The organism is Lacrimispora sp. YZC11 (assembly GCF_057543815.1).
On the sequence record NZ_BAAJYQ010000005.1, the window covers coordinates 182,348 to 194,960 of the forward strand.

At 42.8% G+C, this 12,613-nt stretch carries 11 protein-coding genes; all 11 read right to left on the reverse strand.

Annotation, left to right across the window (positions count from 1 at the left end):
- Positions 1-207: 207 nt before the first annotated feature.
- Positions 208-1,404, reverse strand: a complete 1,197-nt coding sequence (gene hydF, locus AC27IJ_RS03970; protein ID WP_312447304.1) for a [FeFe] hydrogenase H-cluster maturation GTPase HydF — start codon at positions 1,402-1,404, stop codon at positions 208-210.
- Between the two features lie 85 nt (positions 1,405-1,489).
- Positions 1,490-2,905 carry a [FeFe] hydrogenase H-cluster radical SAM maturase HydG gene (gene hydG / locus AC27IJ_RS03975; RefSeq protein ID WP_313259985.1) on the reverse strand — a complete coding sequence of 472 codons (1,416 nt, stop codon included), beginning with the start codon at positions 2,903-2,905 and terminating at the stop codon, positions 1,490-1,492.
- A gap of 108 nt (positions 2,906-3,013) precedes the next feature.
- Positions 3,014-3,265, reverse strand: a complete 252-nt coding sequence (locus AC27IJ_RS03980) for a TM1266 family iron-only hydrogenase system putative regulator (protein ID WP_312447307.1) — start codon at positions 3,263-3,265, stop codon at positions 3,014-3,016.
- Between the two features lie 446 nt (positions 3,266-3,711).
- Complete coding sequence (locus tag AC27IJ_RS03985) at positions 3,712-4,146, reverse strand: MarR family winged helix-turn-helix transcriptional regulator (protein WP_312447309.1); 435 nt, start codon at positions 4,144-4,146, stop codon at positions 3,712-3,714.
- Between the two features lie 84 nt (positions 4,147-4,230).
- Positions 4,231-5,151 carry a lipoate--protein ligase gene (gene lplA / locus AC27IJ_RS03990; protein WP_487147579.1) on the reverse strand — a complete coding sequence of 307 codons (921 nt, stop codon included), beginning with the start codon at positions 5,149-5,151 and terminating at the stop codon, positions 4,231-4,233.
- Positions 5,151-6,833, reverse strand: coding sequence for a dihydrolipoyl dehydrogenase (gene lpdA, locus AC27IJ_RS03995; protein WP_487147581.1), 1,683 nt, complete (start codon positions 6,831-6,833; stop codon positions 5,151-5,153). The genes lplA and lpdA overlap by 1 nt, the downstream gene beginning before the upstream one ends.
- 69 nt (positions 6,834-6,902) lie before the next feature.
- Positions 6,903-7,343 (reverse strand): OsmC family protein, encoded by a 441-nt coding sequence (locus tag AC27IJ_RS04000; RefSeq protein ID WP_312447313.1) that lies wholly within the window; start codon positions 7,341-7,343, stop codon positions 6,903-6,905.
- Positions 7,344-7,826: 483 nt separating this feature from the next.
- Positions 7,827-8,798, reverse strand: a complete 972-nt coding sequence (locus tag AC27IJ_RS04005; RefSeq protein ID WP_487147584.1) for a PHP domain-containing protein — start codon at positions 8,796-8,798, stop codon at positions 7,827-7,829.
- Positions 8,799-8,817: 19 nt separating this feature from the next.
- The gene (locus AC27IJ_RS04010) at positions 8,818-10,086 is read right to left on the reverse strand and encodes an MFS transporter (RefSeq protein WP_487147586.1); all 1,269 of its coding nucleotides are present in this window, start codon (positions 10,084-10,086) and stop codon (positions 8,818-8,820) included.
- Positions 10,087-10,110: 24 nt separating this feature from the next.
- Entirely contained in the window at positions 10,111-11,166 is a 1,056-nt protein-coding gene (locus tag AC27IJ_RS04015; RefSeq protein ID WP_312447317.1) for a PHP domain-containing protein, read from the reverse strand.
- Between the two features lie 15 nt (positions 11,167-11,181).
- Positions 11,182-12,567, reverse strand: coding sequence for an ABC transporter substrate-binding protein (locus AC27IJ_RS04020; RefSeq protein WP_313258862.1), 1,386 nt, complete (start codon positions 12,565-12,567; stop codon positions 11,182-11,184).
- Positions 12,568-12,613: the final 46 nt, after the last annotated feature.

The window sequence follows — 12,613 nt, forward strand, 5'->3', positions numbered from 1 at the left end:
CCGTCATATTCAACGAAAAGACAAGCTCTGGCCCTAAATTAGGACACAGGTCTTGTCTTTTCAAATTAAACCAGAACATTACTGTTCAGGATGTTGATTTAACTGCATGCTGATAAGCATTAGCCCGCGCATGCTGACTACTCCCCCATATCTGATTGCCTTTACCATATCATAAATATTTCCATAAGTCAATAAGTCCAGGCACTTTTAAGGCAGCAGTTCTTCCAAATGCGGAAGCGGTTTTATGCTCCTTTTTAAAATCCCCTTCATATAAGCAATCGCAATTCCATAATTGGTAAAAGGCACCCCTGCATCCGACGCACACCTTCCGCGGTATTCCATCTCCCTTTCATTCAGCATACAGCCGCCGCAGTGAATGATCAGCTGATAGGATGACAAGTCTTCCGGAAATTCCCGTCCGGAGGAAGTCTCTATCAAGAGCTCTTTCCCAGTATACTGCCGAAGCCAGCGGGGAAGCTTTACGGTCCCAATGTCGTCGCACTGCCTGTGATGGGTACAACCCTCAGAGATCAGGATCTTATCTCCATCTCTTAAATCCCCGATGGCTGCCACCCCCTTCACGGCATCCTCTAAAAAGCCCTTATACCTGGCCAGCAAGATGGAAAAAGAGGTGAGAAGGATCTCTTCCGGCGTATCCTTACTTACCTGTTCAAAGACCTGACTGTCCGTAATGACCAGGGCAGGTCTGGTTCCCAGCCTTGCCAGGGTTTCTTTTAATTCCGTTTCACGCACTGCCACAGATATGGCACCGGCCTCCAGAATATCCCGGATCACCTGCTGCTGGGGCAGGATGAGGCGGCCTTTTGGCGCCGCCTTATCAATAGGGATCACCAGAACCACCAGGTCATATGGATTCAGTAAATCTCCCACGATCCTCATTTTTGTATCCCCGGTGTTTACAAGACTGCCGATCCGTTCCTTTAATTCGTGAATGAACAGACCTTCCGACGCGCTCACTGAAAGTCCGTCGTCATGGGTCTGGGCTCCGGTTAAATCACATTTATTATAAGCAACCACATAGGGGATCTTCTTTTCCTTAAACAGAAGGATCAATTCTTCATCGGTTTTTGTCTTTCCAACGGCCCCATCCACAACTAAGACCGCACAATCAGCCCGGTTTAAGATCTGCTTTGTCTTCCTTACCCGCATCTCTCCCAGAGCGCCCTCATCGTCAAAGCCCGGCGTATCAATGATGACCACCGGTCCCATGGGGAGAAGCTCCATGGATTTGTAAACAGGATCCGTGGTAGTTCCTTTTATTTCCGATACAACGGACAGTTCCTGCCCTGTCACTGCATTGACAACGCTTGATTTTCCTGCATTGCGGCGGCCAAAAAAGCCAATGTGCACCCGCTCAGAGGATGGTGTTTCATTAAGTCCCATGCCTGTCTCCTCTCCCTACCGTTAATTTCCGCGTTGGCAGTGAGCCAAAGTCAAGCAAGCTTAACCTTGGCGGCTGCCCGCGGGATCAGAAACGGAAGTCCCTGATTCCTTTTTCTATTTTCTGCAAATGGTCTTCACAAATCAGACGCACCTTTTCCTTTGGAATATGGTTTAACTCCGCTGCGATCAGGGCCTCACCAACTTTTTTCGTATCTTCGGAAGCGTAATCCATCAAATATTCTTTTAATGTCATCAGGGCATTGGGCTGACAGCAGTTCTGGATCTGACCGCTTTTGCAAAGACTCATAAAACGGTCTCCTGTACGCCCTTCCCGGTAGCATGCCGTGCAGAAGGAAGGAATATAGCCCATATCCATGAGCCAATGGACCACCTCATCTAAGGAACGCTGGTCCGATACGTCAAACTGTTCCGTATCCGTGGGACGGATTTCCTCCTGGTAGCCGCCCACGCTTGTTCTGGAACCGCCGCTGATCTGGGATACTCCCAGACGGATCACCTGTTCTCTTACCTTCTGGCTTTCCCTGGTGGAAACGATCATTCCGGTATAAGGAACCGAAATCCGGATCAATGCACAAAGCTTTGCAAATATTTCGTCATCAATCCCATTGTCAAAGGCATCGGGATCAATGTCATCGGCTTTCTTGATACGGGGAACACTGATGGTATGAGGTCCTACACCATGGACTGCCTCCAGATGCTCCGCATGCATCAGAAGGCCTGCGAATTCATACTGGTACAGCTCCAGACCAAAAAGAACACCCAGTCCTACGTCATCAATCCCGCCCTCCATGGCCCGGTCCATGGCCTCAGTATGGTAGGAATAGTCGTGCTTGGGGCCTGTTGGATGAAGTTTTTCATAGCTTTCCTTGTGGTAGGTTTCCTGAAAGAGAATATAGGTTCCGATCTCTGCCTCTTTCAGCTTCCGGTAATTCTCTACCGTAGTTGCCGCAATGTTTATATTGACCCGGCGGATAGCGCCGTTTTTGTGTTTGATGGAATAGATGGTTTTGACGCAATCCAGGATGTATTCGATGGGATTGTTCACAGGATCCTCACCTGCTTCAATGGCAAGCCGTTTATGTCCCATATCCTGAAGGGCGATGACTTCCTTTTCCACTTCCTCCATGGTCAGCTTTTTCCTGGCAATGTGCTTGTTTTTTAAGTGGTATGGACAGTAGGTGCAGCCATTTACGCAGTAATTAGAAAGATAAAGAGGGGCAAACATGACGATGCGGCTTCCGTAGAAATCCTTTTTGATCTGTTCCGCCAGATCATAGATTTCCAGTATCTTTTCCGGAATGTCACAGGCAAGGAGAACAGATGCCTCCCGGTGGGTCAGGCCTTTTGCCAGCCTTGCCTTTGCAATGATCTGGTCGACCAGTTCTACATTGGCTTTGTTTTTCTCCGCATAATCAAGAGTTTCAAGAATTTCTTCGTTGGAAATGAATTCTTCTGCTTTCAGCGATTTTGGATCATACATAGTAATTCTTCCTTTCTTTAGGGTCAGCATTTGCTTTTCCGTCAGTGGTTTATTAATTTCACAGGTATTGCCCTGGAAAAAACTGTTTCTTTTCTTATCTTTTCTTTCTTAAACTTTCACACCCTGATAGGCCGTCTTGGAGCTGACTCCCTTTAATTTTCCGATCTTTCCGGTCAGTGCGGAAATGATGCTCTGAGGCGCATCCACAGCAATGCTTATGATGCTTAACTGCTTTTTCGGATAGGGGATGCCCATGCGGCCGATGATATACTTCCTGTATTCATGAAGGATCTCATTCAGCAGTTCCACAGATTCTTCCTCTTCCACAACGATGCCGATTACGGCGATTCTCGTTTCCATGCTTCTTCCTCCGTTCTTTTATTCAGGCAATAAATGCTTTATAAAAGCAAAAAAGCCGCACCATTAAGGCGCGGCAAAATAAAGACTTCTCATATGCCGAACCTTCTACTTCAAACTGTGTTTTTAGTGTCAGGATGCTGCTATGTTTGTATCATAACATAAGTGAGAATTTTTTTCAATTTCGTTTTAATGTATATTTTATTTTGCCTATTGCTTTTCATGGGAATGTCACAAAAGTTCAGAGAGAAATCTATAAGTCCATTCGGGAAACCATTCATTTAAATAGTATTCCAGGAATGGCAGAGTCCACCATTGATGGTGGAAAGACTTTGAAACTAAATTGTACGTATTATTATGAGGTAAAGTCAAGACCACCAACTTTGCCGGCAGCCTGCTCTACCCCTATAATTTTTTCCTGATGGCGCCAGGAAGCACCTGAAGATTTGCTATTTGCTGTCATCCTCAATATTTATAAGCATTTTGTTAAGCGTAGATTTAAATACATCGAGGTCTTCAAGAGATATGCCGTTAAGCACATCAGATTTAAATTTTTCTGCAACATCCAGCATAGCTGTTTCAATTTCTTTGCCGCTATTGGTTAATATTAAAAACTTCATTCTTTTGTCATCGTTGCTGCTGATGCGATTAACCCAGCCATACATTTCCATTTTATCTATCAGCCTGACAACACTAGGTTCTTTTAAAGACATTTTATCGGCCAACTTCTTTTGTGTAATCATATTATTATTTTTGATATAATACAATGCAATCCATTGGCTTCTTGTTATATTAAAATTATTCAGTCTCTTTTCCAAGGAATCTGCTAAATCCTTTGCCCCTTTACAAGTGATAAAGGCGATGCAATCATCTAAATTAAACATAGTACTCACCATCTGATTTTTTTATTTCATATATTAACATAAAACCATCTGGTGTACAATATTTTTCAAGGTCTTTTCCTGATATTATGAAAATTCCAGATGATTCGAGAGGTACCGCTCGATATAATCCCATACCGCCTGTTCGTTAAAGCGGGTTTTATACAGTTCCTTTTCACAGGCTTTAAAATCATAAAGCTTCAAACTATCCGTGTTTATTTTTACATTTTGAATCAGGTCATCAGCTATAGAGATATACACAGACATATTTCCAAATGAGTATTTACGTTCCAATTCGACATCAAATTTAGGTGATTGGGCAAACATCCAATTGTCAGATGAGAGGAGTTTCTCTAATGGCGGCTGAAAATTAATTTTATTAATGTATTCAATATTTTTGCATTCAAAGGTTTCAATAAAAGCTTGAATAACTGACTGAGCAGTGATTTCACTGTTTATTTCTGATAGATTTATGACTCTGCTCCTAACAGATTCGACCCCTTTGGACTTTAATTTTATTTTTGACGGGGTAAGGGCATTTTCCAACTGTTCAAAATTTACATTGACCAGTACCGTACCATGATACATGTAATTATCACCGTCCGTATAATAAGCGTGACCGGAAAATTTTCTGTTATTAAATAATAAATCATTTCTACCGCTAAATTCACAGTCGATCCCAAGCTGCTGCATTGCAGATTGTATGAGCTTGATAAAGTGGTCATGACTGGCTGATGCCTCTTTTGTAATAAAGGTAAAATTAACATTACCTTTGTCATGATACACTGCCCCGCCCCCGGAAAACCTGCGGACTGCTTTCATGTTATGTTCCTTTAGGTACTCTAAATCGCATTCTGCGTATAGGTTCTGGTTTCTTCCTATAATGACAGATGAATCGTTCTGCCATAGAAACAGATGCAGATCTTCCTGGGAAGTTAAAAACAGCTGATGTTCAGCAGCTATATTAAAACAGGGATCAAATTCTTCGGATATTACTATTTTTTTCATTATTGATGTAAGGCTCCAATTCCAAAATCCAGTGCGGCTTCATGAATCGTTTCACTGGTAGTAGGGTGCGGGAATATGGTTTCAGAGATTTCTTTTTCCGTAAATCCATTGGCAATTGCTAAGGTTAATGAGCTGATTAAAGAAGATGCATCGGCACCTATTATTGACCCGCCTATTATTTTTCCTGTATTTTTGTCTTTAATCAGTTTTATAAAGCCTCTCGCCTCATTCATCGTCAAAGCTTTTCCGTTTCCGGCAAAGGAAAATTTACTAACATCAATATCAATGTCTTTGCTTTTCGCTTCGTCTTCACCGATACCGACACTTGCGATTTCCGGTGAAGTAAATATTACATTAGGGACTGCTGAATAATCCATTTCTTTATGCATTCCTAATATATTTTCTATGGCAACAATCCCCTGATGGGAAGCTACATGGGCCAGTTGAATGATATTTGTTACATCTCCTATTGCATAAATATTGTCAACATTTGTACGCATGGAATGATCTGCTTGAATTCCTTTCCCGTTGCTGTTTAACAAGACACCGCTTTTTTCAATGGATAATCCATCCAGATTCGGCTCCCTGCCAATAGCCACCAATACCTTTTCACTTACCACTAAGTGCTCCCCTGTATTGTTTTCATAGGTAATAACTGCCATACCATCTACGGAGCTTTGAATTTTCTTAACCTTTGAACCGATGTGAATGTGAATGTTATTTTCTTCTGCCATATCCTGTATCTCTTTTGAGATATCACTGTCTACCATGGTCAGTAATCGATCCATAAATTCAATTACATGGACATCAACGCCGAAATTTCTATAGATAAATGCAAATTCCATTCCGATTACACCACCGCCAATAATGGTTATGGATTTTGGAAGCTTGTGATCAGACAACGCTTTTGTACTGTTCAGCACAAATGGAAGTTCCATGCCCGGAATGGCAATATTAGAAATTTTCGAGCCTGTTGCAACGATAATATTTTTTGCCTTTATGATATAATTTTCTTCGCCTTTTATTGTTACTGTATTTTTATCCATAAATGATGCTTGACCGGAGATTACATTGATTTCATTTTTTTTCATAAGAAAATCAATTCCGGAAACGAGTCTGTCTTTGATCTTATCCTTACGGTCAATTACTTGCTTCATATTTACTGTAACCGGGCTGTCTGATTCAATCCCAAAGACTGACGCATTCATTACCGTGTGGCAAACTTCTGCAGATTTAACAAGTGCTTTTGTAGGAATGCATCCGACATTAAGACAGGTGCCTCCTAATGCTGATTGCTCAACCAGAGTTACTTTTAAGCCACTTTTAGCTGCATAAATAGCGGCTACATATCCGCCGGGACCAGCACCTATTATAAGTAAATCGGCAGTGGTTTCCTTAGCGGTTCCCTGTGAAGCACTATCACAATTTGTTATTGCGGCCTCTTTGACTTCAGCATCCTCGGCGATTTCAAACATATCAGCATTCGATGCAATGTCCATGCCCTCTTCACATAGTATTTTACTAATTGTTCCTTCTGATATGGCTTTAATCTGGCGGTTACCTTTCGCCGTTTCTATTTGCACAAGGATATCGCCGGCAGCGACCTTATCGCCTGTTTTTACATTTATTTTACCTACCTTGCCCGTTTTTCCACCAGGAATTATTGACATTTTAATAAGCATAAATTTTCTCCTTTTCTATAGAAAAAGAGCCAATTTTATAATATAGGCTCTTTTTGCTTTTAATACTATTTAATCAATTGCCACACCGGATAAAACTAATTTTACACCGTTAGATAAACAATCACCTACAGGGCAGGTATTCTCGATAAACTTTGCAAACTCTTCTATTTTTTCTTTTGGTTCGTTTGTTTTAAAATGCATGACAAAACGAATCTCCTGAAAACCATTTCTTACATCTGCCAGTCCCATAAATCCGTCTGGATCAAGATCCCCTTCCAACTCAACATGGAATTCCTCAAAAGTAATATCGTGAGCTGCTGCAAATGCTTTCACTACGATGGACTGGCATGCGCCCAGTGCACATAATAGGGCCTCCACAGGGTTCATAGCAGTATCTGTGCCGCCCAGTTCTTCGGGTTCGTCAAAAAGGATTTTAAAACCTCTTGAATTTGTTTCAACCTGTAACCCTTCAGGCAGTGCTTTAGCTGTTGCTTTAAAAGTAGTCAACATAATACCATCTCCTTTTTTAATGAGTATTGGATATAACTTTCATTTGTTAATAATATAACACGGACTAACGAAAAAATCAATAGTTAGCTAAGCATATATTTTAATCTTTTTGACATCTATGCATATCTTTGCTGTATTAAGTCAGAGTTTTGCTTGTTCTCTTCATCAAATTCCACTTCATGATTGTTATCCTTGGCTTCTATTGTATCTCTCTCACGGTCGGACGGAAGGGGATCTTCTACTGTTAAAACGTGTGCACACTGAGCGTACAAAGAAGGCTCCATGAACGGTTATTACAACCGCCATGAAGCCTGTTCACGATCTAAACTGTTTAATAGTACATATACATAAAGACTGATAAATTTTTCAACATATAGTCTGTAACTCAGATAAAAAAAGTTCCTTTCCGATAAGTATCAGAAAAGAACTTTTTATTATTGCAATGGGCGCATGATCTCCTGGCTGTCTATGTGGTACCCGGATTCACTCCAGCCGGGAAAGAAAATAGGCATTGCTGTTAGCAAAAAGCCCCTTCTCATCCTTGCATTCCACCCGGATATAGGTCTCGTTCCCTTCAAGGAGAAATCTTGCTTCCGTAATGGGTTCGCCCTGTACAGCTGCTCTGCGGCAGGATCTGGTGCTGTCCGTGATCCCGCAGATGGCCTGAACCGGCCCGGTCTTTACTACCAGCTCTCTGCCCTCCATATAAAGCTCCTTTATCTCAGGTCCCATGGAGCTGTAGAAATGGCCTTTTACCAGACCATTTATAACTGCGTCATAGATTAGGCTTTCTGCTTTTATCATGGTAAAGCCCCCGAAAGAATCGCATAGGGGATTATCAAAAGGATAACTGTTGTGATTATCATCCGTTGCCAGGCACCACAGCTGTTTGCCTAATCGAAGCATTTCATCATAAGCCTGGGGATTATAACCGTACAGTCCGTCATGCTCGCAGCCGTGATTATAGATTTCCATGGCAAAAAGCCCGTTTAGGCCTTTGTAATCGTCATAGTTCTGCAGGGACCAGTAAGGATGGTTATAGCAGGAAAGAAATCCCAGCTTCCTCATCTCTTCCAGATATCCGTTAATAGAATCAAAATCCCCATACTTACATTCCGGACAGATTCCCTGTTCCTTTCTGGCCCGCTCATATCCAGGAGCAGTATCGTACAAATTAATATGGTACGTCTTGTCTTCCGGGCGCAGTCTGTCCGGGCTTACCTCATTGATATCCACCTCTACGGCAGCAAGCGCCAGGAATTGCTCATCGTTTAATTCTTCATGGTTCCGATAGATCCTGTGATCCGTAAACGCCATAATCTGATACCCATGCTTTTTATAATTTTCCTTGGCTTCTTCCGGCGTCATTCTTCCATCTGATACGACCGTATGGCTGTGAAGGTTCGCTTTATAAAACCTTCCGGCCTCCGGCAATAAATAAATTCTGTCTTTCAACCTGCTTTCCTCCCATCCCTTAAATACCGTTTTGCAGAAACCGCTTCCACCGGGCTTTTCCGGCCGTACATACCACTGCTCCCATAAGGGCAATGACAATCCAGATCAAAATGGTGGCATCCCAGCCTGCTCTTTCAGACAACACCCCGATTCCATAGGCAGAGACCGCTCCTCCCGCATAAGCGGAGGAATTCAAAATCCCGGAAGCGGTGGAGGATTTTCCGTAAGGAGCAAAATATATGGGCACCATGCTGACCAGCATGGTATTCACAGCCATCATCGCCGTGGTTGCCAGGCCAAATAAGATCAGCACAGTTATTACGGATCCTCCATTATAAAGCCGCAACAAAATAAGCGCTGCCGCGCATAAAACAAAAAATGAAGCAGATGTGGCAGTCTCACTTTTGAAAATCTTCCTGTTTGCAATGGAAGCCAGATAAACTCCACTTAAGTTTAACACCGGTATGACAGTGGTGCTGATAATGGAAATTACGGATTCCATATGAAATTCTTCGCGGATATAGGTGGGAATCCAGGTGGTCACCCCATCCTTTAAAACTCCCTGAAACATCAGTCCAAAGCAAAAGAAAATCATTCCGGAAACCAGAACTAATTCAAACATAGAAGCGTCTGCCTGTTTTTTATCCCGTGAAACAAGGACCTGGTCTTCTAAAATTCCGTTTTCTTCCACATCTTTTCTTATTTTACGGCTGCCCAGGAACCAGACCAGGCTGATGACTGCCAGGCACAGGGAAGAAAAGAAAAAGACCGTTCTCCAATGGAATTTCCATACAATGAGCGCAGTCAGTCCATAGGCTGCAAAAGTGCCGATGGGAACACTGCTGTTGATGTTGACGCAGAATTTTTTCTGGCTGCATGTGGGAATCCAGTTGGAAAATAATTTAATGATCGGCGACCAGATCAAGGACTGAAACAGGCCATTGACGCACCATACCACCGCCATCTGCCATACGGATCCCGATAGTCCCATTACCCCATTGCAGATTCCCGAACCAAGTACTCCTACAAAGATCATCTTATAAGGTTTTTTCTTATCACCCAGTATTCCGCTGAAAAGCTGCCCAAGGCCATAGGAAAAAAAGAATGCGGTTCCTATAAAACCTGCCGCTCCCTTCTCATATCCTTCCACCCTGATAATTTCCGTTAAGCAGGCGGAATAATTCAGCCTCCCAAGATATGTAGAAAAATAGGCTGCCCAGCATAACCAGAACAGCATGGACTGCATTTTTTCTGATCCTATCTTTTTTTGTTGTATCGTTCTGTCCAAATTTTGCCTCCTAAAGAATCAACCTTATGTCTCCTGATCTGTAATAAATTTTAAAGGCAGATCCTTCATAAAATATGCGTTGGAATTTGCATACAGCCCGTTTTCACTGCGGCAGGCCACACGGATGTAGCCTTCTCTTCCCGTTAAAGGAAATCTTGCCTCCTCCAAGGATTCTCCTTTAGGTGCTACTTTCATGCGGCAGTTCTTGCCTTCCATTTTCATGTAAATCTTCTCTACCGGACTGGTCTTTACAACCAGGTCCTTGCCTTCAATATAGAGCGCATGTATCTCAGGACCCATGGAGCTGTAGAAATCACCCTTTTTTAATGCCTTCATCACCGCCGGATAGGTAAGCTCCTTTGCTTTGATCCTTATAAAACCTCCAAAAGAATCACAGAACGGATGCCCCATGGGAGATTCATTCTGGTTGCCGTCTGACGCCAGGCAATGGATTTCCTTCCGGCAGCGCAGCATCTCATCATAGGCCTGGGGATTGTATCCATTAAGCCCTTCCAGATCGCTGTGGTAATGATAGACTTCCATGGCAAAAAGTCCTTCAAGCCCTGTATACTCCTCATAATTCTGCATAGACCGGTATGGGTGGCAGTCACATGCCAGAAAGCCAAGCTGCTTCATCTTCTTTATGTAAGCATTGATTCCGGAACGGTCATAATTCCTGATTTCCTTCCCACTGGCTCCTGCCTTCTCTTCCCGCATCTCATCCGGGTTGCTGTCATAGAAATTAAAGTGAAACGCTCCTCCGGACTGCTCCCTGTCCATGGGATTTCTCCTTAGCTCCGCCCCAAAGCCTGCCAGAGCCAGAAAGTTCTTTGTGGTCAATTCCGGATGAGGGCAATATTTCCCGTGATCCGTATAGGCTACGATCTGATAACCTCTTTTTTCATACTCCTCTTTCACCTGTTCAGGCGTCAGCTTTCCATCGGAAACCGTTGTATGGCAGTGCATATTCGCTTTATAAAAATTCCCCTCCCTGGGGAGGAGATAAATCCGTTCATCCATTACTCTTCCCTTTCCTGCCGGTTCTTTCAACATTGGTAAGAAAGCGCTGCCAAATGCCATGGCAGCGCCTTCTTATTATTTCTGTGCTTCTTTTATCGCTTCATTTGCTCTGTCCTGAATCGACTTCATGGTATCTTCCAGTGGTTTTTGTCCCTGGCCGTATAACTGGCCTTCCTCAGTATAAATCTGTCCGATGGTCGTATCAGCAATACCCATGATCTTTTCACTTAAGTATGCTCTGCTGTTGTCAAACCAGCCTGCCATAAAGTCTTCTGCTGTTAAGTTGTCATCCTTAAATTTAGGAAGCAGGCTGCTTTCGATATATGCTTTTGCTTCGTCTTCTGTTAAGATCTTGGCAGGAACACGTCCGTAACCTAAGGTATACTTGTTTTCACAAATGGTTTTGATCGCTTCAAAAGCCGCTTCTTTGTTCTTGGATGTTTTGGGGATCGCATAGCAGCTTGTAATCGTTAAAGAAGATGGCTCGGAGCCTTCCGGATAAGGCATTGGAAGGATTCCCAGATCCCAATCTCTTGGGTATTTTACCTTATCAGATAAGGCACTTGCTACCCAGCCGCCGTATACGTACATACCGATGTTTCCATTTACCATAAAGGAGTTATATGGATATGTACCGGAAGCCAGATCCAGACAGTTAGGCTGGATCTTTAACTCATTACCCAGGCTAAAGAACCACTTCATGGCATCAGCATATGCCGGATCGTCAAAATTAGCGGTTCCGTCTGCCTTGTAAGGGGATACCCCTTTCTGTGTTGCCTGCATATAGTTACATGCAACGTCATCGCTCATAAAGGAACCCCAGACATTTTTATCAGGATTGTTTAACTTTTGGGCAGTCTCTACATATTTTTCCCAGGTCCAGCCTTCTGCGGTAGGATATGGAACGTTTGCTTCATCAAAAATCTTTTTGTTATAATAGGTCAGCCAAATATCTTTTTCTGCTGGAATTGCATATGTCTGATCTTCAAATTTTACAGTCTGGCCACCATACAAAGTGTCAATATCATAATTATCTGCTTTAGCAAGCTCATCAATTGGCTCTAAAACAGCAGCCTTGTAGAATTCTTCCAATTGAAGCGGAGTTCTGCCTATAATATCCATTTCTTCTCCTGCCATCAAGCTCACAAGTACCTTGTCCATTTCTCCTGCTTTTGATGTAGGAGTAATGAAAAATTCTACATTAATCCCTGTTTTTTCTTTGATTAATGCGATCATTTCTTTTGTTTCCGTATTGGTTGCAGCATTATCTGTCAGTGCCCATTTTACTGTTACACCGTCAAAGGGCTTATCACTGTCCGGCTTTTGAGTAGTTTCTGCTGTTGCTTTACCATCCGTACTGCCTTTTGTATTATCGGATTTTCCGCATCCGGCAGTACTTAAAACCATCGTTGCAGCTAAGCTTAAGGCAGCGCCTCGTCTTAATGCACTTTTTAATTTCATATCTGTTACCCTCCTTTTTTTATAATCCCATTATAACTAACATATT

Excerpts from the sequence above, each read along its gene's own strand:
- hydF (WP_312447304.1), bottom strand. The coding sequence starts at position 1,404 with ATGGGACTTAATGAAACACCATCCTCTGAGCGGGTGCACATTGGCTTT.
- hydG (WP_313259985.1), bottom strand. The coding sequence starts at position 2,905 with ATGTATGATCCAAAATCGCTGAAAGCAGAAGAATTCATTTCCAACGAA.
- AC27IJ_RS03980 (WP_312447307.1), bottom strand. The coding sequence starts at position 3,265 with ATGGAAACGAGAATCGCCGTAATCGGCATCGTTGTGGAAGAGGAAGAA.
- AC27IJ_RS03985 (WP_312447309.1), bottom strand. The coding sequence starts at position 4,146 with ATGTTTAATTTAGATGATTGCATCGCCTTTATCACTTGTAAAGGGGCA.
- lplA (WP_487147579.1), bottom strand. The coding sequence starts at position 5,151 with ATGAAAAAAATAGTAATATCCGAAGAATTTGATCCCTGTTTTAATATA.
- lpdA (WP_487147581.1), bottom strand. The coding sequence starts at position 6,833 with ATGCTTATTAAAATGTCAATAATTCCTGGTGGAAAAACGGGCAAGGTA.
- AC27IJ_RS04000 (WP_312447313.1), bottom strand. The coding sequence starts at position 7,343 with ATGTTGACTACTTTTAAAGCAACAGCTAAAGCACTGCCTGAAGGGTTA.
- AC27IJ_RS04015 (WP_312447317.1), bottom strand. The coding sequence starts at position 11,166 with ATGGCATTTGGCAGCGCTTTCTTACCAATGTTGAAAGAACCGGCAGGA.
- AC27IJ_RS04020 (WP_313258862.1), bottom strand. The coding sequence starts at position 12,567 with ATGAAATTAAAAAGTGCATTAAGACGAGGCGCTGCCTTAAGCTTAGCT.